This window comes from Rhizobium sp. BK176, from assembly GCF_024808055.1.
In genome coordinates this window covers 238,847-261,209 of sequence record NZ_JANUBV010000001.1, presented here as the reverse complement: position 1 = coordinate 261,209, position 22,363 = coordinate 238,847, and the positions used below count along the sequence as shown (strand labels likewise).

Below are 22,363 nucleotides of genomic sequence, written 5' to 3'. Positions count from 1 at the left end.
AAATGGATGCTCGTCGCGATGAAGGCGCGCTCAACTCGGCGATTAATGACCGGGGTTGTGGTTTTTGGCGACGGGGAGCGCGATCGGAAGGTCGTCCAGGCGGGAGCGAAGGTGTTCCGTGTTCATCTCGATCCGCTCCCAGACCTGCCGGTCGCCGTGCGTTTCGAACTGCTTGTCTGCCCGTGAAGCCGCGGGGATCAGTTCGTCGAACGCCTGGAGTACCTCCTCGTAGCATGGGGAGTCCGTCAGGTGCCGGGTCACCGTTTCGGCCGCGCGGGTGACTGCGCGCGCCCAGCGTCCGAATTCCGAGCCGTTCGGGTTCAACGCCCTGCCATGTTCGATGTTGCCGACCCGCTTGTGGAACCTGGCGTCGGCCGCCTTGAAATAGGCTGCGTGCATCATGACGAAGCGGCAGGTCTCAAGCTCCATGATGGTGGCGGGAGACGAGCACTTGCCGTGGCAGTCGATCGTGAACCAGTTTACGATCGCGTCTCCCCCGATGACATGCTCGGAAAACCGCACGACTTCGTCGTCGGCGTCCGCCGGGAACAGATGAACATCGCTTCTAAGTCCGGCTTCGGGAAATTGTATCCATCCATTGTTGTCGAACAGGACGCGGTTGATCTGGTGCTGGTAGAAGGACGCGTCGACCAGTTTGACCCTGCCTGTATCAACCACCAGCAGGGGTTCATGGCACCGCTCGTAGGTGACACCATCGACGACGGCGAAGTGTGAGAGAAACAATTCCATTCGGGCACGCCAGGCAGCGACATCCGCCTCGTCAAGGTGGGTCACGTTTCGTCTGGCGACCTGTCCGGCGGACGCGAGAAAATTCATCGCATCCTTGTTCGTGAGGTAAGTGGAAAAGCCCAATGGGGGCTTCGGGATGAGCAGGTTGCGATCTTCCGCGGCGATCTGCCCGAGAGCGTCCTGGAATTCGCTGTCGATAAGGCGGACGTCGTTCTCGGTGACGGTGGCCAAATGTTCGATCGAGCGGGACAGGTGGTTCACATTGAGCGGAGATTTCCTCCAGAGGCGGTCGCCCATGGAGACGATGGGACTATGACCACCGATATCGAATGCCGGCTCGATCGCCGCCTTGTCGAATTCCATCACCTCGAACGACGCCTCGGCGGTTCCGACCGCTTTACGGATTCGATCCGAGCGCGATGTACGGGCGCTGGCGATGACGGGGTAGGTGAAATTAAGGCGCATCGTTGTGGTCCATGATGATCCGGCCATGTTCACGCGATCCATGGCATGGAGCAACGCCGCGCCCTGAAAGCTTAGATCAGCGCGGCGACGTCCAACGCTCGTGTCGCCAGCCACAGAACGGCAAACCCGGCGACGACGCTCGCCTTGGCGATCCGGCATTGCCTGCGCGAGAGTTCCCTGTGGCCGAGGAGGCTGGATGCGTGGGCGGCGATCATCACGGGTGTGAAGATGGCCGCCACGATGAGGAGGCCGATCGGCATGAGGTCTAGCCGGTAATCGTAGGATCGATGGTCGATGTCGCTGAAACGTAGGAGAAGGCCGCCGATGGTGGCCGCGAAGATGACCGTAAACCATGCGCTTCGAATGCCCGTCTTGATGCGGTCACCGTCAGTTGCGTAAGACATTGGACCTCCCGTGAATTGATCACAGGCGTACCCTACGCCTCGGCGGATTTGGCCGGAAGTATAATTGCATACCGCAACGCAGCAAATCCGACAGATTGTCGCATCTATACTTGCTGTGAGATGTATTTCTCTTTCAACTACGCCAGCCGATGTCCTTGCGCACGTCGAAAGGAAGAAATTCCGCCGCGCGTTGCTCGCGCCTGCGCTTTACAGAGGCGATAATGGACTGGAGAAAAGCGCCGACGTGGCGATGTGTCGGCGTAGAAGTACGAACGGACATGGAAATCATCTTTGATTTTGTGGGATCGATGTCCAATATGCCGCTCCCAATGACATAAATAAATCGAAACCTTTTCATTCATCCATCAGCGGAATTGATGGGTGCGGCCGCCTGTTCTGATTTGGAAAACGCCGGGGAGCTCGCGCCTTGGGGTTACTCTTCGCCTCCGCTGGCCAGTGCGCAGTAGACCTTGCGGCCATACCATTCGCCGATCTCCTTCCACTTGAAGCCCTTCGGCAGCTTTTGCTTGGCGGTCGGGGCGCAGTAGTAGTCCTCGGAGCCGACGTAGATGGAAGGATTGTAGTAGCGGCTCGGCTGATAGCGGCCGTCGGTGACGTCGCGGATGTCCCAGCCAAGGTGGAAGGCGATGATTTCGCTTGCGTGTTTGGCCATCGGTGTCTCCTTTTCGCTTCGAGGGGATAACTACCGGGCACCTTCACGTACTGCAATTGAAAAATACTTTCAACGTACTGTTTTTATTAGATAATATCCCAGGAGAATTAAAATAAGTCTCCTGGGATATTATTTCGTTTTTCCATGGGAACTTGGATTCCGTAAATTCCGGTAAATGCAGCCCGCATGGAATGAACGCTGCTAGTGCTGCGAGAACATGATGACGCTGGTGACCGCGAGCATGCCGAGACTGATCGCAAAGAGAGCCAGTTGATGACGAGGCACGACCGGCGGCTTCTTCGGGGCGAGTTCCAGTTGCTGTGGAGCGGCGCGGTGCAGAACAGGCTTCTTCATAATCCAGTCTCCAATGATGTCTTGAATAGGGTCGTCCGGCATGCGAACCCTGTCAACAATATGGAACAAGGATTGAAGTCTTGACATCGATGCCAATACCGACAGAAACTTCAATCAAGGCTTGGTCGAGCCTTCCATCCCCATCCGCAAGGACACGGTTGATCGACTGAATTCTTCGCTTTTGGAACCCACATGGTCACTCATCATCACGGGCAACGGCGATTGGTAACGGGGAAGCCAGAAATGCCAGATGTTGCCTTCGGAGATAGACATGACCCACAACGCAACCGCGCCAGTCGACGCGGAGCAGTCGAAGCTTGCCGCCCATGCCATCAAGAAGCGGTTTGACGACCTCAATACACCGATCAAGCTCAATCACGCATACGAGGCCCTGGCCATAGCCCATCGATATCCGAACTGGGCGACGATGAAGGCGTCTTTCAAAGTCGAAGAGCCAATTCCTGCGCCATTGCCCACCCAGTTCAAGTACGGCATGGCCTATGGAAGCGAAAAGAAGATCATCGCCAGTTCAGCGGGACAGTCGAAACATATTCATGCTTTCAGCGCCTCTTCAGCGGCGCGAAGCGACCTTCTGGTTGGATTGTCCAGAAACGCTATCGAGAACGGGTCCGGGCTTTTCTTTTTTCATGCGGTCGCTCGCGGCGAGGACCCGTCAGCCGTGATGATGGACGTCATGAACCTGACTGTGCACGCCGGTCGACGCCGCGAGTTCTTCGTCATCGACGCCAGCCGGAAGAATTCACGCCTCGGAAATTCGTGCAATATTCTTGCGGCGGCTGAAAGCGCCGAGGAAATAGCCGAACTTTTTTGGGTGGGAAACTGGCATATGTCCGTGGCGGCGAACATCGTCAGGATCAGGGGAATTCTCACTGTCGCCGCAAGACATGCTTTGAGAATCGCGCGATCATCAAGCATTCCGATGACAAGCGATCTCCTTGTTCAGATGCTCGGCGAAATTCAGGTGGGATCGCTGTCGCTGTCCGAGGACGATGCGGCAGAGTGCGAGTACAACTCCGGACCTGTCTATGCCGACCTGTGCAGGACGATAACCACATACGTCGAGAGACAGGTAAAAAGCTATCCGATGTTCTTCGACAATGAGGCGCAATGGAACGGAATACAGGCAGCCGCCAACAAGCGGCAAATCGTCGTCGTTCTTGTTTCATGGGATGCCGGTGACGATGTTCTCGATGTCGTTGGCCGGATTGCTTTCAGAGCGATCAAGCGGACGATTGCCAAAGCAAGGCCCAAGCATGCGTTTCCGGATATGGTCGTGTTCAACGATGTCGGTGGATTCGACGGCGTCGACATAGATGGCATCGTCAAAGACGCAGGCGGCGTCGTCGTCTGCGTCGGCGATCAATGCCCGTCCCCTCCGGCGGCTTTCGCTCATAGCGCCGCAATCTACCGCAGTTTCGGCCGTGAAAACGATAGTGGCCGGCCAAGCCATTATCTCGAGGTCGACGGAAAGGAAGTTCCGATCCACACAAATTGGAGCTGATCGCAAAAAAGGGGCGCTTCGAGCGCCCCTTTTTTCATCCATGATTCGCCGCTCGTCAGTGCAGCGTGCCGCGCGTCCGCTGGAGGAACACGGTGAGGTCCGTCACGACCTTGCGGTGAGCGTAAGCGGAACCTGGCCACTGGCGGCACATTTCCTGCGACCCCAGCTTGCCGGCGGCGACCGCGATACGGTCGGCTATGGCGTAGGGGTCCTTCAGGTTGACCTTCATCACCTCGTCGTCGGCCCAGCTCGCCGCTGTCGAGAACGCCATGTCGGCGTCAGGATCGTCGGCCGCCACCATCTCGTCAACCAGCAGGTGCTTCAGCTGATGGACGAGCTGCATATGAGCGTGCGCCGCCACAGGCCATGTCGCGCATGCCTTGAGGTCGGAGAGAAGGTCTTCTGAAGCGCATATTCGCGCGCGTATCGAGCGTTCGTCTGCCAGGTCGAGGATTTCGATCTCCTCGATGACCCAGCGACCGGCGTCCGCATAGCTGATGTCGCCTATACCCTTGCCGGCTATCGCCGAGTCGAGCAACAGGGCCTGAGCATCGATGCGGTTAGACGGCTCGCTGTGCGTGAACCTGCTGAGGCTTTCGACGTTGAGTATGCCCATTTCAGTTCCTTTCTCGTACACTGCTCGACTTATTGCGCTTCGGAAATTAAAAAAGCGTTAAATCGAGACTCCAATTGCTTCTTTTTACAGACTCCGCTCATTTCCAGGGCATCGGATGCCCTCTCGATGCGACCGGAAATTCGATGAATTCGTGGACGGACATTGACGCTCTGGCGTTGAAATCCTGCGGTCCGGCTTCCGCGATCCCTTCGGCCAGTTGCCGCAGAACGCCACGGTCGGCGCTCACTCGCCATGCCTTGTCGCGATAGCTGCGGGTCTCGCGCGGAAGCGCCTTGATCGCGTCGACCCACGCCTGGTTGAACGGTGCGAACGACACGAGAACTACGTCGTCGTCTTCCGAATAGCGGATATCGAGAACGGGATCGACAGCCTTCCGCGCCTCCTCCTGTCCCTTCGGCGGTTCCACTCCGGCGATCCTGGCCAGTTCCGCCATCACGCCTTCCTTGAAGACCGGATTGTGGCCGCCCTCAAGGAAGCTCTGGATAAACGCATGGCCGCGCTTGTCCGGAACCACTGTATAGGTCACGTCCTGCCACGACTTGCCGACATTGATCCAGCCGGACTTGCTGGCCTTGAGCTCGGCGTGGAGCGCATGGTCGAAAGCCATTGTAAACGAGATCGCGCCGTCTTTAATTTCGACGATCGGTCCGTGATGTCCGAGGATGCGGTCGTCGTCGCGCACCGATGCGAGAGAGGCGGAAACGAGACCGAGAACCCGCTCGTCGAGGACATCGATCTTATCGAGGTGATCGGTAAGAACGAATGCGAAGCGCGCCGAAACTCGCCAGAGGCGTCCAGCGCCAGCAGGTTGAAAAGCCTCTTCCCGTGGAAGTCGTTCGAGGACCGTCTTGAGGGCGGGCGAAAAGGAATTGCTGACGACCACGGCCGGCTTGCCGTCGACAATGGACATGTCGGCCCAGTTGCTGGGGATAAAGGGAGACTTCAGGCCAGGCTTCTTCTGCGCCCTGAGATCGCGGTACTCCTCATCGGAGATCGTCTTCGATCTCAACAGCTGCTGCGAGTGGTGCGCGGCGAGGCGGCCGGCGTAGGTCCACATCTCGGTATTCCAGCGCGAAGGACCAAGGGCGGCCAATTCGTGGCCTGGTCCGGCTGTGGATTTGGAAAAGCCGTGATCGTCGCGTGCCAGAGCGTGATCGCAAGCCTTGGCGAGTGCCTCGATGGCACGGACGACGGTCTGCTGTGTCGTATCACCGTGGACGCCAGTATCATGCATGCCCGCGCTCCCGTCTACATAATTGGAGACTTGTATTGATTCACGTAACGAAAATCAAGACCCCGAAAGCCAGGCTGGGATTGGTGGTCGGGGCGACCTGCTCCGGATACCTTCGACAGGCACCGGAATTACACCTGGATTCTTTTTTACACTTAACTGTCTTTTGGAGTTGACGCCGACATATCCTAATGACACCTTACTGTCATTAGGAACGGAAACGGAGGTCTGCGGCGATGAACCTGCAGGAACTCGAAGAGCAGTCGGGGCAGCCGGCAAGGCTTATCCGCTTCCTGATCGGTGAAGAGGTCATACCCGGTCCTACGGGCGGAAGACGGTTCGCGAGCTACGGGGAAGACCATCTCCGGGCGCTGGCGATCTATCGCGCCGCCAAGGCCGAGGGGATCGAATCCCTGGAGGTGATCAAGGCGAGGATCGAGGCTGGTAGCCTGCCGAGCGTCCACGAGATCGCCCCTGGTATCGAACTCAGGATCGAAGAGGGAAGCGTGGCCGATATCGGTGCGTTTGTGGAAGCCGTCAGGAAACTGGCATCTGAATCCAAGGGAGAGAAGTAATGGTTATTGCAGTCAGAAAAACTGAAGAAATGCTGTCGCGGCACGTCCTATATTCGCGGCCTGGAAAGGTTCCGGTGCCGTTGAAGGCCGTTTCGTATGACGTGGAGATCGTTTCGGGTCTCGCGATCGTAAGGCAGAAGCGCGTATTCAAGAACGACGAAAAGCAGCCGATCGAGGCGACGCTTACCTTCCCGGTTGGCTACGATGCCGTGGTTTCGGACGTTCGCGCCACCATCGACGGCCGCCTTATGGTCGGCTCGGCAAAGGCCAAGCAGGAAGCCAGAAAGACCTACGAAAAGGCGCTCGACGACGGCAAGGCGACCGTGCTTCACGAAGAGCTGATGCGCGGCCTGCATATGGTCTCGGCTGGCAATCTCGCGGCTGGCGCGGAAATCACGGTCGAAGCGACCTACGTGGCACCGCTCGCTGTCGTCGCTGGCACTGGCCGCCTGCGCATTCCGCTGACCATCGGAGCGATCTACGGCACGTCGCCGCTCATCGCCTCCGACGATATCGTGGCCGACGGCGCGGCCATCGAAGCCGATGTTTCAGTTCGCGGGGCCGACGGCATCAGGATCAATGGAAATGAGGCATCCGGCGTTACGAAGGTGAAGACCTCGGCGGTCATCGACATCTCCGTTCCGGCACTCTCGCTGGTACCGGTCAAGGCGAAGATGCCGTCCGGGTCTTGGGCGCATGTGGATTTCGCGATCCCCTCCGTTTCAGAACGTCCTCTGGACGCCGAAATCCTGTTGGATACCTCGGGTTCCATGCGGGAAGCCGGCAACAGGAAGACGAAGACGAAGTGGGATGCCGTCGTCGAAGGCACCTGTTCAGCTCTCAAGACGGTCATGGACGAAGACGGCTTCCGTTTCTGGACGTTCTCCAACGAGTGCGTGCTTCGCGGTTCCGCCAAGGGCAAGGATGCGGCGAAGCGCGCAGCCTCGGTTCCGTTCGACAACGGCGGCACGGAGCTGGCCGAGGCCGTCCACAAGGTCGCCAACTCCCGCTCGGAGGCCAATATCCTTCTCGTGACCGACGGCCAGTCGCACCGCGAGATCGATTTCGACATCGTGCGCAAGTCGGGCGCTCGCTTCACGGTGGTCCTGATCGGCCGCTCGGCGTTCGGGAGCCGTGTTGCGCAGCTCGCAGCCATCACGGGTGGTCAGATGTTCGTGGTCGATCCGTCTGACGACGTCGCTGGCGTCGTGTCCGCCGCGCTTATCTCGATGCGTTCGGCGGCCTCCCCGGTCAAGGCCAGCGAAAACCCGGAAGCGGCGGTGAAGCGCACCATCGGCGGTCTGGTCATCTCCGTGGAGTACAGCGCCCACGACGGCGAAGGACGTGACGAGCCTCAGGCCGCCGCCTTTGCCGCCAACCTGGCGGTTGCGGCGCTCCCGACGGAAGCGGCGGGAAAACTCGCGGAGGCCGCAGGCATCGTGACCCACCTCACCTCGATCGTCATGGTCGATTACGAGGGTGGCGAGGTCGACGGCATCGCCGTCACCCGCAAGGTCGGCCTCGCAGAACCTGAGGAACGCGGCATGTCGCTTCTCAGCGCCTCTCCGATGCGGGGATTGGCCTTCGCAAGTGCTGCTCCGGCAAGGGCGATGCACAGCGTGACGACGATGGGACTTACGGCCTCCGGCGGCGGTGCTGGAGATGAAGCCCTCGAAATGGCCTACGGAGGCGGTTTCGTTCAGCAGGAAAGCGCCGACCAGGCATCAGGTTCGTGGCTCGGACGTCCGCGCGGCATCACCTCGAAGGGTATCGCGGGCAAGGTGGGAGGCTTCGTCCAGAAGATCACCAAGACCGTGGAAACGGTCGAGACGACGGAAGTGGTCGCGGGCATGCCTTCCTCGTTCTCGCCCTACCCGGAATATCCGTTCGGTTCGCACGACGTGCCGCCTACGTTCTTCGACTGGACCATCGTCGCCGAAGTGATCAACGGAAATGCGTCTGCCATGATCCCGGGCGGCTATGACGAAACATACGCGCTGATCCTTGCTGCCAAGTCCGAGGTCGTGGAGCTGGCGAAGTCCCTCGGCCGTGATGTCCTGCATGTGGCGCTCGCCCTCGTCGCCAAGAAAAAGGGCGACGGTGACCGCATGGCGGAGCGGATCGCCCGCAAGGTACTCGAGGGCGCTGACCAGGCGAAGCTCGCCGCGGCGCTCGCGCAAATCCCCGGCTGATAAAAGGGGGTAGTCGGGCCGCCGTTGTGGACGACAGCGGCGGCCCTTTTCTTTTGGGGATCGCTGTTGGACAACCGCGGGCTCGCACGGTATCGATTGGTCATTGATGGCTGCGGCCGAAGGAAATTGCGGGATGTACGTCGACTATCGTTACCCGGCGTTGATCAGGGGTCGCGTCGGCTCATGGCAGAAGGATCGCCACATCCTCGTATCGATGACAGGTCGCGATGAGATCGAGGAAATCGGCTACGAAGATGCGCCGCTTGCGGCGACTGTGACTATGGGAACTCAGAAACCGGTGGACTTCCGAGTGTATGGAGGCCGGTTTTATCGGATGGCTTCTGAATATGGAGACATCGAGTTTCGCTCGGGACTCGATCACCGCATCGCCGAGGAGATCGCGAACGCCTGCCACCTCCACGTCGGGAAGGACATCCAGCCCTGGCCGAAGAACGCAGCGGAATTTATCCGGCATTCCGATATGAGGCGAGATGGCTTTCGCCATGCGAGAGGCGAGTTTCTCCACATTTCCGACGCCGTGCGCGACCAAATGCTTCCCTTGTCGTCACTTGCTGCGTTCGAAGGGAGCGACGCGGAAAACTGGGAGCAAGTGGCGGCGGAATACATGAGAGGCCTAGTCATGATAGACGGCCACATGTGGATGCCTGTCCGCGAGCCGATGATGGCAGGAGCGGCGCACGACCGGTTTCCCGTGAACACCATCATCGACGCCTCGATCTACGACGCAAAGTTCGACAATCCCAAGGATCGACCGACACCGTTTGGGCGCAGGGAGGGCTTTACGTCCATGTTCTGGTACCCGAGCATGCGGGTCTACCCCTTGAATGCGGATGATGACGGCCTGGACGGAAAGATGGCCCCTTGGATGTTGCCCATGGAAATTCGCATTCCTGAGGTGTTCGGGGCGACCTACGCCGTGGACGAAGTGGACCGCGTCGCGCGGGTGGTCGTGTCAGAACTCTATTCCGTCTGCAAAACGGAATACGGCACATTCAAGGAAACGCCTGCGAAATTGCGGGAGCACCTAAATGAAACACGGCGGCTCTTGTCGTCCGAGAGGATAACCGACGAAGTCGCGGACGGGATCGTGCGGAGACTTCAGCTCATCCTCTGTTTCATCGTCGGGGCGGAGTCGGAACGGTCACGCCCGACGCATGGACATTGGAATCCGGATACCATCAAGGCATTGATCAAGGACACGACCGACATGTGGGCGAACAGGGAGATCAACATCGATGTATCGTGGTCACCGCGCTCGACGGGGCCTTCTGCTCCGTAGGTGGTTGAGCGAAGCGACGTCTTCATATCTGCGCTTTCTCAACTATTGAATTGGAGACCTCACCGTGATACCAAGGCCCCGAATGGAGAAGGCAATGGATATCGCGCTGTTCGGCGACACGCATGGGGATTACACGGCCGTCGAGGAGGCAGTCTCCGCTGGCGTCCCGCCCGTTTCCGTCTTTCTCGGTGACTTCGATCTCTCGCGCCCTCTCGACGAGGAACTTTCGCCGCTGATCGAGGCGGGAAGCGATGTGTGGTGGGTCCACGGCAATCATGACGCCGACACGCCGGAATGGTATGACTTCGTCTTTTCGTCCGGTCTGGCTGACCGAAACCTGAGTGGCCGTGTCGTCGACATCGGCGGTTACAGGTTCGCGGGTCTCGGCGGTGTCTTCCGCAACAAGGTCTGGAATCCAAGATCGACGGAGCAACCGGGTTTTTCCACCCGAAAGCAGATGCTAAAGGCCGATCCAAGAAGCCGATGGCGAGACGGCCTGCCGATGCGTCACCGCGCGACCATCTTTCCTGAGGACGTGCAGGCCTTGTCGCGTCAGCGCGCCGACATCCTCGTCACGCACGAGGCTCCGACCTCGCATCGGTACGGCTTCGGCAAACTCGACGAGCTGGCGGCCGCCATGGGAGTGAAGCTCGTCATCCATGGGCATCACCACGAGCCATACGAGAGCCGCTTGCCTAACGGCATCAAGGTGATTGGAATGGGCCAGGCCGACTGGCGTATCGTGAACCTGGGAGACCTGAAATGACCGAAACGGGCGACAACGGAAAAATCCGCGGCGTTATCATGCCCGACGTTCTGGCGCGCGGGGATCGCGGAGAGATCGCCAATCTCAAGAAGGCGGAAGAAAAACACGGGATGACGACCGGCGGGAGGTTTCTCGACGGCAAGGAAGGCGTTGTCTCCTATCTCGGCTATCCACGTCCGAGGTTCTTCTTTCAGGCCCGCCGGCCAGATGGCTCGTACGACGATGCCGTCGAGCTCACCAGGGAAATCTACGACCGCACCCACACACTCAAGCTTTGAGGGCGACCATGACCGAACTCCAGGCACTGCAGAACTATTTCTGGAAGACAAAGAAGGGCTTTGACGGAGGCGCGAAAGAGCTTGCCGACGCCCTGAAGGGCGCGCCTGCTGCTGCGATCCGCAAGTTCCTCGATGCCCAGGGATTTGGTTTTGCCGAGGTCAGGGTGCACGCAGGAGAGCTTGGCTCGAGTGTCTGGGCGGTCGGGTCGCATGCCAACGAAACGCCCGGCGACAAGGACGCCACCGTCCAGTTCGATCCGAACGCCCTGAGCCTCGCCTATCTTCTGGGCGTTGTCCTGCATGCGAGCAGGCAACCGGGGGACGGGGACTACGGTCTCCCGGAAGGCTCGCGTAACCCGGATGGCAGCATCAATGCGGACGTCGTCTTGGCGAGCATCAAGAAGCCTAAGTAGCTAGCGTCATTCCATCCGCGATCAGCTCGTCGGCGACGGCATTGCCCTCGTCGGTGAGCTCGTAGGAGGTTCCGGCGTTGCGCCCTCGTCCCGACTTTCCTATATGGGGGTCGCGGTGCTTGGTCATCAGTCCTTCCTTGTGTAGCGCCGAGAGATGCGGGTTGACCGATCCCATCTTCATGCCGGTCGCGTCCTCGAGTTCGACGTAGAGAATCTTGCCGCTTTTTCTGAGCGCCAGGATGAGGCGACGCTGCTGCACCGGGCGTTTTGTGCTTCTCTTTCCTTCCGCGTCAGGCCGCGGCGCGTATCTGCGGGACGACCCGCTCTCGAAATCGAAGCCTTCCTTTTCGGAAAGCTTCTGAAGTTGGGCAACAGCCGCCGTCACTTCGCTGATATCCGCCATGGACAGCTTTTCGAAATCGATACGGCCTTTGAAAAACAGCGATGCCATGTACGCTCCTTAGTTCTCTAATTTATTTGTGCAGAAATAAGCATTTCAGACCGTTTGTCAATCCACAAATCGGCCTAACACATTGATTCTATTAGATTCTAGCCTGTCGATCGATTCTGGCGGGAGGACTTGAAATTCAATGGCTTAACGACACGAATATGTGGCAAAATTTGTTGTCGTGAGCCACAATATTGCACGATGTCACCATTTAAATTCTGGAATTGAAATGCTCGAAAGTCTTCAATCGTTCTTCGCTTCGACCTCATGGGCGCAATCCGTCGCTGGCATGGTCATCCTGTTTGCGGGGGCTGCCATCGTCCACCTGTTCATGCGCCGTCTCGTCCTGCGCGTCCTCGGAAAGCTCTTGGCGCTGACCGAATTCGGACAGGACCAGGACCTGAGAAGGCACAACTTCGTCGCCCGTCTTGCGCACGCCGTGCCGGCCGCGGTGGTGATGTATGGCGTAGAGGCCGTCCCTGCCCTCCCGGCATCCATCGTCAAGGTCGTCCAGAACGTCGCCACCGCCTACATCATCCTCACGCTGGTGTTGGCCGCCTCGACCATCCTCGACGCCATCAACGCCGTCTACACCCGCAAGGGACTGGCCGCCGTCAGGCCGATCAAGGGCTATCTCCAGGTCATCAAGATCGCGGGCTTCATCGTCGCTGCCGTGCTGACCCTTGCCGCGCTCGTCGACCGCTCTCCCGTCATCCTCCTGTCCGGCCTCGGCGCGATGGCCGCCGTCCTCATTCTGGTGTTTCAGGACACACTCCTCTCCTTCGTCGCCAGCGTCCAGATTTCGTCGTCCCAGATGATCCGTGTCGGCGACTGGGTGCAGGTTCCGAAGCTCGACGTCGACGGAACGGTGATCGACATCGCCCTCTACCACATCACCGTCAGGAACTGGGATATGACCCTGACGACCATTCCCGTGCGCAAGTTCATCGGCGAGCCGTTCAAGAACTGGCGCGGCATGTTCGAGACGGGATCACGGCGCATCAAGCGCTCGCTCTATCTCGACCAGACGAGCGTCAAGTTCGTGGAAGCCGCATGGGTCCGCAAGTCGAAGTCAGACACGATCATCGGCCCGTTCCTGTCGTCGATCGGGCCAGTCGCGCCGACCACGACCAACTCGGCGCTCTTTCGCGAATATCTCGAGTGGCACCTGCGTCGCGATCCGAACGTGGATGACACGATGCGGCTGATGCTGCGCACCACCGACCCGACACCCACTGGCATCCCGCTCGAAATCTACTGCTTCTCGCGCGAGACCGAGGGCCTTCCCTACGAAAAGCTCCAGTCGGGCATCTTCGACCACGCATTGGCCGTCATGCCGCGCTTCGGACTGTCGGTGTTTCAGGCGCGATGATCGGCGAGAGACCCTGTCATTTGTCGCTGGCGGCCCTGCGGAACATCATCCGTCATCCCATGACGGCGGACAGACCATGAGACGTATGCGCAACCAGTTGGAGACGGCCTTGCTCGGAGAAGCGGGGATCGATCTGCGCAGGGTCTCGGGTTACAACTGGGTCCAGCATCTCGCCATGTCGGCGATCCTGGAGGACAGGAAGGACGCCGCGCAGGCATGGTCCCACACCAGGTCGGCGGCGCGCTCCTTCGTCGCCTCGCTTCAACTGCTGTCTCGGCCCGGTCCGCGGCAATGGCTGCACCTGTCCGACGACGTGGTGTTTCGAAGCGTTTCGGCATACCTTCTCAAGACCTTTTCGACGCACATGGACCTGTTCGACCGGGTCTACTGGCGCTTCAAGACCGATGTCGCGGCCGTGATGACGGAAGTCGCCCCTCAACTGGCGAGGCTCTGCGGAAACGACGACTTCAGCATGCTGGTCAACGTCTACCTGAATACGGTCGAAAAGCTGCCCGACGGGGTCGGTGTCTACTTCGTCCACAGTGATCAGAGGGTCGGCTTCACCGCGGTGACCGTCCACGCGCCGAGCGGTTTTCAGAAATACATGACGAACGTGCGCGACAGGGGGCTCAAGGTGGCTCTGGACGACGCGGCCGCCTATTACGCCGTCCTGGTGTCCAAGCAGCAGAGCGGCCTTGTCTCGCTGTCGTCCGCCGAACTCGCTCGCGTCGAGGACGCCGTGGCGTCGTTGATCGCCGAGGGGCGCGATGTCGCCGGGGCGGATAACCTGCTGTCGTTTGAAAGCATCGAGGCGACCGAAGCCGCCCCGAAATATGCTGTGCCTCGGTTCTGATCAGGCCACGAACGCCTTGCGGACGTCTTCTCCGTATCCCTTGGAGAAATCCGAGCCGCGCTCGACCGCGCGCAGGAACGCGGCCGTGGCGCGCTGGAAGGCGAGCGCGTTGTAGGAGATGACGGCGTTGATCGCCTCGTCCGGCGTCTTCGCTTTCGTCAAAGCGCCGGCGAGTTCGCCGAACGCCGAGAGTTCAGTGTTCGTGGTCGTGGCGATATCGGTTGCTTCGGTGAGTGCGAGTTCGACGCCTGCCTTGGCCTTAGATTCGATAACCGACTGAATTGTCTTGAGGTCGAACATCGGGGTCCTCCATTTTGTGTTCTTGGATGACACTACGCTTCGTCATTGTGCAGTGCAATATAAAACGGAGTCGCAAATTCCGTTTGTCCCCTTCGTTCTGTTGTCCCGTAATTTGAGTATCGGCGAATGGAGCGGTGTCCATGCAAGATTTGATGGTTTCGAAACTTCTGTCCCTGAGGTTCTACGACTTCAACGACGGCGACAGACGCGGGCTGGCAGGCAACATCAGGAACAACGGCATCCAGTCGACGGTTTCGGAGGCGGCCAGGATATATCTCCAGACAGCTCTCGAACGCGACATGGCGGAGCCTGGCCATCTGTCGAACATCGCAGACTGGCTTGAAGGCTTCGGAGGAACGGTCGATCGCTCGGTCGTCGCCGAATACCGGGAGGTCATCCGCGAGTTGACCCTGAACGCCATCTTCCCGCGCGACATCCGCTACGCAGCGCCCGGCTTGTAGAAGCTCTGTACGGATTAGCCGGTGAGGCCTCGCTTCAGCTGGGAAAGTCCAACGGACATCGCCGTGACACCGAGGATCAGGCACGTGGCGTTCATGATCGAAGCATCGATACCGCCGTTGGTCGCCACTGCCCGCAATGCGGGGACCGAGAGGATGATGGCCGCGGAAGCCATCAGGCCGAGTGAACGCAGGGAATTCAGGAATTCGTTTCGGCTCACGCGACAACTCCGTTGATGTCAAAGCAAGACAATCGTCCGCCTGTCTGATATCCACGTCAACAGCCGGCCGATCACACTTTGAGGATTGCGGATTTCGCCAATCAGGACACGACGAAATCGGACGTTTTTAAAGTGAAGGCGCGCTCTGCGGGTGGCAAACGGCCTGTTCGATCCCGTCCCAGTCCATGAAACGATGGATGCCTTGTGCGTATTCTTCGCTTCGGCGTCCCCTCCAGTCGTAGCCGACATGGAAAGTGGACAAGGCGACGTCCTGGTAACGCTTGGTCTCCAGAAACGCAGGAGTCGTCGTGATGCGGCGCGTTTGGAAGTCGAACGACATCATTGGGTGGCCCTCGATTGCCTCTCCGTTTCTGAATGCCTCGATCGTCCGAACCATGTCTCCGTTACCGACGGGAACGAGGTAGCTTTCGGCCGAGATCGGCTGGCCTTTGTCATCCTGCCGCAGAACCTGCATGGAGGCGTGATGTGGATCGCTCGAAGGGGGGATGAAATGGACGAGGGCGATCGCCCCGGGGGCGCGAACCATCACTGCGTTTTCGTCCTGATCGTTGAAGCGGAGCGAGTTGTCGGGCCAGGTCATCAGGCGGCCGACCTTCGCGTCGAGGGCTGGCAACTCGCGGGCAATCCAGTCGTAGATTGCTCCCATGCCCCTCTCGAGAACCATATCGCCGAAACGCGCTGTCAACGCGCCTGGCAGGCCGCCGTCTCGTTCGACAAGGGCCATGTACTCGTCTCGAAACAGTGAAAACTTCTGAGTGACTGCGTCATTCGCAACTTCGTCCTTGATAAAGGGCAGAATGAGCTTGCAGGCTTCAGTCAATCCAGGGAGTGCGCCAGGTCCATCGTGACAGCCGTAGCGTAGGTTCGAGAACTCCTCGTTCGGAAGAGAGAAACTGGCGTGGGTGATGCCATATTGAGCTCGTGGGCGAAGCAATACCACGGTGTCCGACGAGCGCTTGCGCATTCGGCCTGCCGGGGTGTGCAGCGTTCTGACGACGAACCGGTCGACACCGCCCTCTTGGATCGTGAACTCGTAGAGGCGGCCATCGTCCGCGCGTCGACGCGGAACAAGCGAAACTGGTCCGATGGAGACTCCGTCCGTCGATGCGGCTTCCACCTTGGGAAAGGCGTGGGTCCTGATCTTGCGGAACGCGTCACCTATCACGTCCTCGGCGAAGATGCGGAAACCAAGGAAATGATAATCGCGTTCGCGAGGATTGTATTCGTCTTGGTGTGTCTCAAAGTATCGGGCCAATGCCTCTTCGAGAACCTGGCAATCGGTCTTGTCTGCGGTCATGCTTCAGGTCCTAGATGGTGATGGTTCGGGCGGCTGGAAGTCTGAGGGTGGCGATCAATGGGATCGGATCGGCTTCTTCGATCTCGTCGAGCGGGATCGCGTCGGTTCTCGATCGTTTCGGCACGGATACCAGTTGAGCGACCTCCGGAAGAGTGGATGAGAGGAAAGCCCCTGCTTTCGAGCTGCGCGCGACATCCATGATGGTGTCGGCGATCCCGGGAACGAGAATGTCGTGGAGGCGATTGTATTCGTCGCTGGAGCCGCGGCGGCCGTTGAAGAGGACCGTATCGATGTGATTGGCCATCATGGCGCGGAGTGGATTGGATTGCGTCGCCACCGCTGTCCCATTGGTATCGTTCCCGTAGCGGACCTCGTTCCTGCGCTTCTTGGTCTCTCGCAACTCCAGGATCGGCGCATAGGTCTTGCCGGCCGTGTACGTGCGGATGGCGTTGCCTGTGGTGATAATATCGTCTTCGTTTCCTGCCTTCACGTGTAGGATGAGCGCCGCCAGCTGGTCGGGAGCGGGCATGTTTTCGAAATAGAAGCAGAGGTCGACGAGTTCGATGTTGTCCTTGTCGGTGACCGTCAGGTTTAACGCCCCATGGCCGTTGCTCGACAAAACACCCTTGCGGGCGCGGAAATTGAACCGCTTTCCCGTGACGACGACGTCGTCGCCGGAGATGAAGGCGGAGGCGGTCTGTTGGCCTCCGATCTTGGAAAGAAGGTCGATGGCCTTGATCAGGGGCTTTCGCCGTGCCTTGCGGACGCTCCTCGAGACGGGCTTCCGGTAATGGGCGGCCTGTTCAATCTGCATGGATTCAGTGATCAGCTGCATCCGCCGCTCGTTGACCCGGCGGTAGAAGTCGGGAAGCAGATACCGCGCCTCGGAGAATGCGGAACGGCCCATGATCCTGACGTCGTCACGGGCGCGCATGACGATCTCATTGAAAGCAGGGAGAAATGGCGAGGCATTGTCGGAAACAAAGGAACGGTTCGCCAGAAGGGCTTCGACGGCTTGTCTGTCCGGCCCGCGGAGTTTGATGGCCTCCGAAAGCACATGCCTCGCGCTATCCGTGAGCGTGCGCGGGAGTTCCTGGAACCCGATCAATGTGACCGTCGCCCGATCGTCGAGGTCCGCCGTTTCACGCCACGAAGCCATGCGCTGTCTGGCCGTCGCGTTCATCAACCTGATGAACTCGTCACTTCCGCTCAGGCCCTCGTACCAGCCGAGCGGGTCCTCGTCGAGAAGGGTGATGTAGGCGTGGACGTCCGCTGTCATGTCGCCGCACTCGACGCTATGGTCGAGCGAGAACATCACATCGGCGGGAAGTCCGGTCATCGTTCAGCCTCCGCGCATCGGCATGACGCCGACAGACTGGCTGCGGGCGATCCTGGCCGGGTCGTAGGACTGTTCGGCGCGTTCCGTGTCGATTTCGGGGCGCTCGGTGACGCCCGCCATGCCGGCCGCGATGATCTCGGCGAAATCCTCGTCCTTAACGGCGACGGAACGGCGCTTCATGATCTCTTCGACATCGGAAATTCTGGACTTCGGACGGGGAATGAAACCGAGCGCCTTCGGATGGATGATGAAGAACGCCATGCCTTCGGACATCTTCTTTTCGATGAGCGCGCGCATCACCTCGTCGTTGTCCTTCTCCCAGGTGATGGTCGAGTCACCGGAGTTGTTCAGGAGCGTAAAAGCGCGGATCGCTTCGATATCGTCGACGTCCTCGGCGGCATCTGGGATTGCCTGGCCGTGGGATTCGCTGTGAATAGTCGCGATAGCCTCTTGGGCGTTACGCAGGATCATCTCAGCGGTTTTGGACGTCTCAACGAGTGCGTTGACCTCTGCAACCGTGTCGCAAACAACGGCGATCTTTGAGCGGAGGACGTGAATCTCCTTTTCGGAGACTGCGCCGCTGTAGTACGGGCCGGAACTGTCGCCAATGCTTTCGGATACCAAGGGCTTCAGCTTGACTACGGGAGTTCCGTCCTGTGCGCCAAGTACGATACAGGGGGCAGTCAATTCTCGGAACGCCGGTCGTCCCTTCAGGAGGACAAAACGACCGGGAGTGATATTCGTTGTGGCATTGCCGATTTCGAAGACTTCGATCATGGCTTTGGGGTCCTGTTTTCGAAAGTTGTGCTAGGCTGGATTTCAGTGCCATCGAGTGCGACGAAAAGTTCCTTGCCGGCCGCTATTGAAGCCTGGTAGAGACTGCGGGACTCAAAGTTGGCGCGGTAGATCGCGTTGACCTCGTCGAGGGTGTCGCAAGCGCAGGCGACGGATGTCTTTCGCATGGTCTTGAGTTCGTGTTCGTCGACTTCCGTCGCGACCATGACGCCGTCTTCGATGGTCCTGCACAGATGCAGGCCTTCAACGGAAACGCCCATTTCGCGGGTGACCATGATCGCCGCTGAATATGAGGCGTAATGCATTCCGCCGTCAGCGAAGGCGTACTTGCCAATAAGGCTTTCCGAGGCTGGCTTCTGCTTGTTGTAGAACGTGATCACGCGGGAACTCTCCGTTTATCGGACAATGCGGCCACGTTCGGAAAGGATCAAGGCCGTCGGCTGCGGAATGACCGCGGCGCGCACGGTGTCTTTATTTGCGCGGCACAGATCGATACCTGGCCAACGCGGCCGTGTCAACGGGAATTGAAGAACTCGCCCGAGACACTCGGGGCTCAGCAGCAGGGGCGAAGGGCTGCTTGGGATTTGCGGCGGTCGGTGGAGTTGGCCGCGATGGCCGCGAATTCGACGGTGAGCTTGTCTTTCGCCTTGAAGAACTCGTCGAGGGCTTCCCTGCTCTTCTGGACGATCACGTTCGCCTCGTCGGCGTCGTCGCATACGGCCCGGATTTCCGCGAGCCGGATCACCTGTTGTTCTCCGGCGGTTTTCTCGGTGAACACCCAAATCGATTTAACGTCGTCGTAATTGGCATGCAGCCGCTCGACAATAGCCGAGTTGTCTGTCTTCTGGATGACCCTGCAGGGGTGCCTGTAGCTCGGCCAATCGTGCATGATGCTCTGCATCACGATCCGCCCCTCGAGTTCCTCCGTTTCGATTTCCTCGACGCTTGAGACGAACTTGATCATTCCGCTGCATGCCCTCACTGCGCAGGATCATTCCTGCTGAACCGCCGCTGAAAGACTTCATGGACGGGTACTACCTGTGCGCGACGTACGTCATCGAGGCCAAGCTAATAATGCCCTCTGAACGGGAATGCAAGAACATATTACTTCAGGAATATACGTTTTTTTGGTCGGTCAAGTTCTAGGATTGCCACTGCGAGTCCTTCTTATTTTCGATCAAGCGGGAGACCCCTCCCCGCGTCAAGCGGCGAGCAGTCCCTTGTACCGCAGGCGCTCGGAATCCTTCCTCAGGTAGAGCGGATGCTTCGGAGAGCCGTTGGCGGTGATGCCGAGGCAGTAAGCGTCGATGTTTTCCGCTTCGAGCGCGCGCACCACGTCCGCGCCGTAGTGGCTCAACTTTTTGTGAAGAGACCCGAAGGCGAGGATGACTATTTCGGCGGACTTGGCCTGCTCGACAATAGTCGGAAGGTTGATTTCGCTTCGTGGCTCAACCCCTCTTTCCAAAAGGGCCTTCGGCTGTGTCGCGCGGAAGTCCATGACGTTGCACTTCCGGTAGACGCCATAGCCCCAAGCGGCTGTGAAGTCGCATTCACGCCGAACGGTCGGATCGTCGACGGTCCCGTCGGCCGTGCTCGGGTTCATGCCGATCCACAAGACGTGGCCGGGATTGATCGCGTCGCCCCAGGTCCGCCAGAGCAGAGGCCTGTAACGGCCGCAGTCGGAAAAGGTCGCGCCGCCGACGATGGTGTCGCGCAGGCGTATCCTGACCTTGCCGCCAGGATCGTGCTTATCCTTGGAATCGGGTGTCGACCCTGAGAATGTGGGCATCGAAGCCTCCGTGTCTTTTGATCTTTTGCATGTACTGCTCGAGAACCAGGTCCGGTTCGATCTGGCTTTCTTTCGCAGAGCGGGAGAGTTCCTTGATGATGGCTGCGTAGGCCGACCGATCGAGGAGGTTGCGTGCGAACGCCTGGATGAGGCCGTGGATCGGGCCGTATCCAGAACCCACCTCGTCGAGCGCGTTTGCGTCCATGCTGATTACGAATGCAGGAAGCGGCATGGACGCTGGGTCGTGCTGCTCGAATGTAGGGTCGGCGGCTCTCCAGTGCGGAGCGACGACATCGTAGACGGCTTGCAACGCCGTCAGGAAATCGGCGATCTCTTCGGCCGACGGCTCGACCTCGATCTCGTACAGTTCGTTGTGCAGCTTGTAGAGAAGGAGGGCGAGGCCGACATCGGGAGTGAGCGTGACGATGCGCTCATGTTGCCCGTCGCGGACCGTCATGCGATCACGGACGAGCTGGGGCGTGCGCCAGACGTTTTCCGGGAGCAAATCGGTCACGGGCGCAGACCGAAATCCTTGAAGTCATCAGGGGTCTTGATGTCGCCGCCGCCAGGAAGGGGGATCGATACCGGTCCGCCGCTACGAGCGTACCACGAGTAGTTTTCCGGGATCGTCGCGACGCCGTCCTTTCCACGGAACTGGTCGACGACTTCGGAAGGCAGGATGTTCATCGTGCCGCCGGCCGGTCCTTCGAGGTCCATCCCCTGTTCGGAAAGCATGGCCGCGACCTCTTCGGGGAGCGCCCTCAACATCTCGGGCGTGATTTCCTGTTCGCCGCCGGCATTGAGTTGCTGGAGGTTGAGGAGAAGCTTGCGCACGTCAGTGTCGGACATGCCGTTGCCGATCAGCGACTTGACGGCCGCCTCGGCATCTTTCTTGAAGGCCTTGGGGTCTTGCTTCGCTTCTGCCTTCTGGTCGTCCTTGCCTGTCTCGGCGGCTTGATTCGTCGACGCCTCGGGCTTCGGATCGGGCGTGGTCGCCTTATCTTCCTGCGGTGTCTCGGCCGCCTTTTCGGGAGCGGTTGGTGCTTCGGGCTTCGGTTCGGCGGGAACGGCCTTCGCGTCGGCGGCAGTCGTCGCAGCGCGTGGCTCGTTCGCGGGGGCCGCGCCGCCGTTCGTGTAGAGGTTTGGATTGTAGGTCGGCAGTCCAAGATCGGAAATGGCTTCGGCCGCGTTGGCAGGGGCTTGCGGAACCGCCGGCGTGACTTCGGACGCCGGCGCGGTCGTCGAAGGAGCATTGAGGAAGTCCGGCTTCTTCAACACCTTCAAGCTGGACAGGTCCTGGGTCCCACCCTTGTCGATGAGATCGCGGGCGGCCTGCGGCAGGTCGGAGGGAATCTGCGGTTCGGCGTGGGCGGTTTCCGCTGCACGCAGGTCCGAAGCCAAGCGTCTCGTCTCGAGGTAACCGACGGTCAGGGCGGCGACGATGGCGATCGACGCGACGCTGACGGACAGCGCCTTCACGACGGAAAGTACGGATGGCCGCTTCTTCTTCGTCAGCTGCTCGGCGATGTCGAGATAGGCCTGCATGGCCTGCGGCGCGCTCCCCGTGAAAATGACGGTTTCCGTGTCGGGTGCGGCCGGGTCTCTCAATACGACATTCGAAGCGATCTTGTCGGTCAGTCTGGTCGCGATTTCCAGACGACGACCGGACGACACGACGACGATGGCATCGTCTGCGCGGATGACGTACTCGGCACCCCGTCCGATGGTCAGGAAGTCCTTGGGCAGTTCCTTCATAGATGTATCCCGGAAATGGCATCGCTTCGGCGACGTCTTCGATTTCTGTCATCTGAATTTTAGGCACAAGTGTCGGCCTCCATCAATCCCCGAAGAGCCGGCTGGAAGGTTACGAATTGGCAATCGGGACTTCCCGTTATTCGCGCATCGAAAGA

28 protein-coding genes are annotated in these 22,363 nt (G+C 59.5%); 10 read left to right on the top strand and 18 right to left on the bottom strand.

All coding sequences use genetic code 11. The features are described 5' to 3' along the window. Positions 1-42: 42 nt before the first annotated feature. The 5 genes from FHT76_RS01530 to FHT76_RS01510 all read right to left on the bottom strand — a co-directional run bounded on the left by FHT76_RS01530 (position 43) and on the right by FHT76_RS01510 (position 2,646). Positions 43-1,215, bottom strand: a complete 1,173-nt coding sequence (locus FHT76_RS01530; protein ID WP_259183882.1) for a hypothetical protein — start codon at positions 1,213-1,215, stop codon at positions 43-45. 71 nt (positions 1,216-1,286) lie between these two features. Then, a complete protein-coding gene (locus tag FHT76_RS01525; RefSeq protein ID WP_259183881.1) occupies positions 1,287-1,619 on the bottom strand; it encodes a hypothetical protein in 333 nt (110 codons plus the stop codon). Between the two features lie 133 nt (positions 1,620-1,752). Further along, on the bottom strand, positions 1,753-1,935 hold the full coding sequence (locus tag FHT76_RS01520) for a hypothetical protein (protein ID WP_259183880.1): 183 nt from the start codon (positions 1,933-1,935) through the stop codon (positions 1,753-1,755). A gap of 117 nt (positions 1,936-2,052) precedes the next feature. Then, on the bottom strand, positions 2,053-2,292 hold the full coding sequence (locus tag FHT76_RS01515; protein WP_259183879.1) for a hypothetical protein: 240 nt from the start codon (positions 2,290-2,292) through the stop codon (positions 2,053-2,055). 201 nt (positions 2,293-2,493) lie between these two features. Then, on the bottom strand, positions 2,494-2,646 hold the full coding sequence (locus tag FHT76_RS01510; RefSeq protein WP_259183877.1) for a hypothetical protein: 153 nt from the start codon (positions 2,644-2,646) through the stop codon (positions 2,494-2,496). Between the two features lie 271 nt (positions 2,647-2,917). Here FHT76_RS01510 and FHT76_RS01505 point away from each other — a divergent pair, with 271 nt between their 5' ends. Beyond that, positions 2,918-4,168, top strand: coding sequence for a hypothetical protein (locus FHT76_RS01505; protein WP_259183876.1), 1,251 nt, complete (start codon positions 2,918-2,920; stop codon positions 4,166-4,168). A 55-nt stretch (positions 4,169-4,223) separates the two neighbouring features. Here FHT76_RS01505 and FHT76_RS01500 read toward each other — a convergent pair whose 3' ends face one another. Together FHT76_RS01500 and FHT76_RS01495 are read right to left on the bottom strand one after the other, a co-directional pair. Then, positions 4,224-4,784 (bottom strand): hypothetical protein, encoded by a 561-nt coding sequence (locus FHT76_RS01500; RefSeq protein WP_259183875.1) that lies wholly within the window; start codon positions 4,782-4,784, stop codon positions 4,224-4,226. A gap of 97 nt (positions 4,785-4,881) precedes the next feature. Continuing rightward, positions 4,882-6,039: a hypothetical protein gene (locus tag FHT76_RS01495; protein WP_259183874.1), complete on the bottom strand. Its 1,158-nt coding sequence runs from the start codon at positions 6,037-6,039 to the stop codon at positions 4,882-4,884. Positions 6,040-6,272: 233 nt separating this feature from the next. On the opposite strand from FHT76_RS01495, the gene FHT76_RS01490 reads away from it, so the two are divergent. From FHT76_RS01490 to FHT76_RS01465, 6 genes are all read left to right on the top strand, one after another. Beyond that, positions 6,273-6,611, top strand: a complete 339-nt coding sequence (locus FHT76_RS01490; RefSeq protein WP_259183870.1) for a MerR family transcriptional regulator — start codon at positions 6,273-6,275, stop codon at positions 6,609-6,611. After that, positions 6,611-8,803, top strand: a complete 2,193-nt coding sequence (locus FHT76_RS01485; RefSeq protein WP_259183868.1) for a VIT domain-containing protein — start codon at positions 6,611-6,613, stop codon at positions 8,801-8,803. Before FHT76_RS01490 ends, FHT76_RS01485 begins: the two co-directional genes overlap by 1 nt. A gap of 133 nt (positions 8,804-8,936) precedes the next feature. Next, positions 8,937-10,103 carry a hypothetical protein gene (locus FHT76_RS01480; protein ID WP_259183867.1) on the top strand — a complete coding sequence of 389 codons (1,167 nt, stop codon included), beginning with the start codon at positions 8,937-8,939 and terminating at the stop codon, positions 10,101-10,103. 94 nt (positions 10,104-10,197) lie between these two features. Then, positions 10,198-10,869 carry a metallophosphoesterase gene (locus tag FHT76_RS01475; protein ID WP_259183866.1) on the top strand — a complete coding sequence of 224 codons (672 nt, stop codon included), beginning with the start codon at positions 10,198-10,200 and terminating at the stop codon, positions 10,867-10,869. Then, a complete protein-coding gene (locus tag FHT76_RS01470) occupies positions 10,866-11,147 on the top strand; it encodes a hypothetical protein (protein ID WP_259183864.1) in 282 nt (93 codons plus the stop codon). Before FHT76_RS01475 ends, FHT76_RS01470 begins: the two co-directional genes overlap by 4 nt. Positions 11,148-11,155: 8 nt before the next feature. Continuing rightward, on the top strand, positions 11,156-11,560 hold the full coding sequence (locus FHT76_RS01465) for a hypothetical protein (RefSeq protein WP_259183862.1): 405 nt from the start codon (positions 11,156-11,158) through the stop codon (positions 11,558-11,560). On the opposite strand, the gene FHT76_RS01460 is transcribed toward FHT76_RS01465, so the two are convergent. Then, positions 11,553-12,011 (bottom strand): helix-turn-helix transcriptional regulator, encoded by a 459-nt coding sequence (locus tag FHT76_RS01460; RefSeq protein WP_259183860.1) that lies wholly within the window; start codon positions 12,009-12,011, stop codon positions 11,553-11,555. The genes FHT76_RS01465 and FHT76_RS01460 overlap by 8 nt on opposite strands. 226 nt (positions 12,012-12,237) lie before the next feature. On the opposite strand from FHT76_RS01460, the gene FHT76_RS01455 reads away from it, so the two are divergent. Both FHT76_RS01455 and FHT76_RS01450 read left to right on the top strand, forming a co-directional pair. Continuing rightward, the gene (locus FHT76_RS01455) at positions 12,238-13,380 is read left to right on the top strand and encodes a mechanosensitive ion channel family protein (protein WP_259183858.1); all 1,143 of its coding nucleotides are present in this window, start codon (positions 12,238-12,240) and stop codon (positions 13,378-13,380) included. 76 nt (positions 13,381-13,456) lie between these two features. Beyond that, complete coding sequence (locus FHT76_RS01450) at positions 13,457-14,233, top strand: hypothetical protein (RefSeq protein ID WP_259183856.1); 777 nt, start codon at positions 13,457-13,459, stop codon at positions 14,231-14,233. Here the strand turns inward: FHT76_RS01450 and FHT76_RS01445 are convergent, their stop codons facing one another. Continuing rightward, a complete protein-coding gene (locus tag FHT76_RS01445; protein ID WP_259183853.1) occupies positions 14,234-14,533 on the bottom strand; it encodes a hypothetical protein in 300 nt (99 codons plus the stop codon). A gap of 140 nt (positions 14,534-14,673) precedes the next feature. On the opposite strand from FHT76_RS01445, the gene FHT76_RS01440 reads away from it, so the two are divergent. Next, positions 14,674-14,994: a hypothetical protein gene (locus tag FHT76_RS01440; RefSeq protein ID WP_259183852.1), complete on the top strand. Its 321-nt coding sequence runs from the start codon at positions 14,674-14,676 to the stop codon at positions 14,992-14,994. Between the two features lie 14 nt (positions 14,995-15,008). Here FHT76_RS01440 and FHT76_RS01435 read toward each other — a convergent pair whose 3' ends face one another. The 9 genes from FHT76_RS01435 to FHT76_RS01395 form a co-directional block, all read right to left on the bottom strand. After that, on the bottom strand, positions 15,009-15,212 hold the full coding sequence (locus tag FHT76_RS01435; RefSeq protein ID WP_259183849.1) for a hypothetical protein: 204 nt from the start codon (positions 15,210-15,212) through the stop codon (positions 15,009-15,011). 127 nt (positions 15,213-15,339) lie between these two features. Then, positions 15,340-16,530 (bottom strand): hypothetical protein, encoded by a 1,191-nt coding sequence (locus FHT76_RS01430; RefSeq protein ID WP_259183847.1) that lies wholly within the window; start codon positions 16,528-16,530, stop codon positions 15,340-15,342. Positions 16,531-16,540: 10 nt separating this feature from the next. After that, the gene (locus FHT76_RS01425) at positions 16,541-17,869 is read right to left on the bottom strand and encodes a hypothetical protein (protein WP_259183846.1); all 1,329 of its coding nucleotides are present in this window, start codon (positions 17,867-17,869) and stop codon (positions 16,541-16,543) included. A 3-nt stretch (positions 17,870-17,872) separates the two neighbouring features. Continuing rightward, positions 17,873-18,646 carry a hypothetical protein gene (locus FHT76_RS01420; protein ID WP_259183845.1) on the bottom strand — a complete coding sequence of 258 codons (774 nt, stop codon included), beginning with the start codon at positions 18,644-18,646 and terminating at the stop codon, positions 17,873-17,875. Further along, positions 18,643-19,044, bottom strand: coding sequence for a hypothetical protein (locus tag FHT76_RS01415; RefSeq protein ID WP_259183843.1), 402 nt, complete (start codon positions 19,042-19,044; stop codon positions 18,643-18,645). The genes FHT76_RS01420 and FHT76_RS01415 overlap by 4 nt, the downstream gene beginning before the upstream one ends. A gap of 173 nt (positions 19,045-19,217) precedes the next feature. Next, positions 19,218-19,628, bottom strand: coding sequence for a hypothetical protein (locus tag FHT76_RS01410; protein WP_259183841.1), 411 nt, complete (start codon positions 19,626-19,628; stop codon positions 19,218-19,220). Between the two features lie 237 nt (positions 19,629-19,865). After that, positions 19,866-20,453, bottom strand: coding sequence for a DUF1643 domain-containing protein (locus tag FHT76_RS01405; protein ID WP_259183839.1), 588 nt, complete (start codon positions 20,451-20,453; stop codon positions 19,866-19,868). Beyond that, complete coding sequence (locus FHT76_RS01400) at positions 20,413-20,967, bottom strand: hypothetical protein (RefSeq protein WP_259183837.1); 555 nt, start codon at positions 20,965-20,967, stop codon at positions 20,413-20,415. Before FHT76_RS01400 ends, FHT76_RS01405 begins: the two co-directional genes overlap by 41 nt. Next, positions 20,964-22,208 (bottom strand): hypothetical protein, encoded by a 1,245-nt coding sequence (locus tag FHT76_RS01395; RefSeq protein ID WP_259183835.1) that lies wholly within the window; start codon positions 22,206-22,208, stop codon positions 20,964-20,966. The genes FHT76_RS01400 and FHT76_RS01395 overlap by 4 nt, the downstream gene beginning before the upstream one ends. Positions 22,209-22,363: the final 155 nt, after the last annotated feature.

What these genes read in the sequence shown, in the direction of transcription:
- FHT76_RS01515 (WP_259183879.1), bottom strand. Translation starts at nt 2,292, where the DNA reads ATGGCCAAACACGCAAGCGAAATCATCGCCTTCCACCTTGGCTGGGAC.
- FHT76_RS01475 (WP_259183866.1), top strand. Translation starts at nt 10,198, where the DNA reads ATGGATATCGCGCTGTTCGGCGACACGCATGGGGATTACACGGCCGTC.
- FHT76_RS01480 (WP_259183867.1), top strand. Translation starts at nt 8,937, where the DNA reads ATGTACGTCGACTATCGTTACCCGGCGTTGATCAGGGGTCGCGTCGGC.
- FHT76_RS01490 (WP_259183870.1), top strand. Translation starts at nt 6,273, where the DNA reads ATGAACCTGCAGGAACTCGAAGAGCAGTCGGGGCAGCCGGCAAGGCTT.
- FHT76_RS01440 (WP_259183852.1), top strand. Translation starts at nt 14,674, where the DNA reads ATGCAAGATTTGATGGTTTCGAAACTTCTGTCCCTGAGGTTCTACGAC.
- FHT76_RS01420 (WP_259183845.1), bottom strand. Translation starts at nt 18,646, where the DNA reads ATGATCGAAGTCTTCGAAATCGGCAATGCCACAACGAATATCACTCCC.
- FHT76_RS01395 (WP_259183835.1), bottom strand. Translation starts at nt 22,208, where the DNA reads ATGAAGGAACTGCCCAAGGACTTCCTGACCATCGGACGGGGTGCCGAG.
- FHT76_RS01460 (WP_259183860.1), bottom strand. Translation starts at nt 12,011, where the DNA reads ATGGCATCGCTGTTTTTCAAAGGCCGTATCGATTTCGAAAAGCTGTCC.
- FHT76_RS01405 (WP_259183839.1), bottom strand. Translation starts at nt 20,453, where the DNA reads ATGCCCACATTCTCAGGGTCGACACCCGATTCCAAGGATAAGCACGAT.
- FHT76_RS01510 (WP_259183877.1), bottom strand. Translation starts at nt 2,646, where the DNA reads ATGAAGAAGCCTGTTCTGCACCGCGCCGCTCCACAGCAACTGGAACTC.
- FHT76_RS01530 (WP_259183882.1), bottom strand. Translation starts at nt 1,215, where the DNA reads ATGCGCCTTAATTTCACCTACCCCGTCATCGCCAGCGCCCGTACATCG.
- FHT76_RS01445 (WP_259183853.1), bottom strand. Translation starts at nt 14,533, where the DNA reads ATGTTCGACCTCAAGACAATTCAGTCGGTTATCGAATCTAAGGCCAAG.
- FHT76_RS01430 (WP_259183847.1), bottom strand. Translation starts at nt 16,530, where the DNA reads ATGACCGCAGACAAGACCGATTGCCAGGTTCTCGAAGAGGCATTGGCC.
- FHT76_RS01410 (WP_259183841.1), bottom strand. Translation starts at nt 19,628, where the DNA reads ATGATCAAGTTCGTCTCAAGCGTCGAGGAAATCGAAACGGAGGAACTC.
- FHT76_RS01500 (WP_259183875.1), bottom strand. Translation starts at nt 4,784, where the DNA reads ATGGGCATACTCAACGTCGAAAGCCTCAGCAGGTTCACGCACAGCGAG.
- FHT76_RS01495 (WP_259183874.1), bottom strand. Translation starts at nt 6,039, where the DNA reads ATGCATGATACTGGCGTCCACGGTGATACGACACAGCAGACCGTCGTC.
- FHT76_RS01465 (WP_259183862.1), top strand. Translation starts at nt 11,156, where the DNA reads ATGACCGAACTCCAGGCACTGCAGAACTATTTCTGGAAGACAAAGAAG.
- FHT76_RS01485 (WP_259183868.1), top strand. Translation starts at nt 6,611, where the DNA reads ATGGTTATTGCAGTCAGAAAAACTGAAGAAATGCTGTCGCGGCACGTC.
- FHT76_RS01425 (WP_259183846.1), bottom strand. Translation starts at nt 17,869, where the DNA reads ATGACCGGACTTCCCGCCGATGTGATGTTCTCGCTCGACCATAGCGTC.
- FHT76_RS01505 (WP_259183876.1), top strand. Translation starts at nt 2,918, where the DNA reads ATGACCCACAACGCAACCGCGCCAGTCGACGCGGAGCAGTCGAAGCTT.
- FHT76_RS01455 (WP_259183858.1), top strand. Translation starts at nt 12,238, where the DNA reads ATGCTCGAAAGTCTTCAATCGTTCTTCGCTTCGACCTCATGGGCGCAA.
- FHT76_RS01470 (WP_259183864.1), top strand. Translation starts at nt 10,866, where the DNA reads ATGACCGAAACGGGCGACAACGGAAAAATCCGCGGCGTTATCATGCCC.
- FHT76_RS01525 (WP_259183881.1), bottom strand. Translation starts at nt 1,619, where the DNA reads ATGTCTTACGCAACTGACGGTGACCGCATCAAGACGGGCATTCGAAGC.
- FHT76_RS01450 (WP_259183856.1), top strand. Translation starts at nt 13,457, where the DNA reads ATGAGACGTATGCGCAACCAGTTGGAGACGGCCTTGCTCGGAGAAGCG.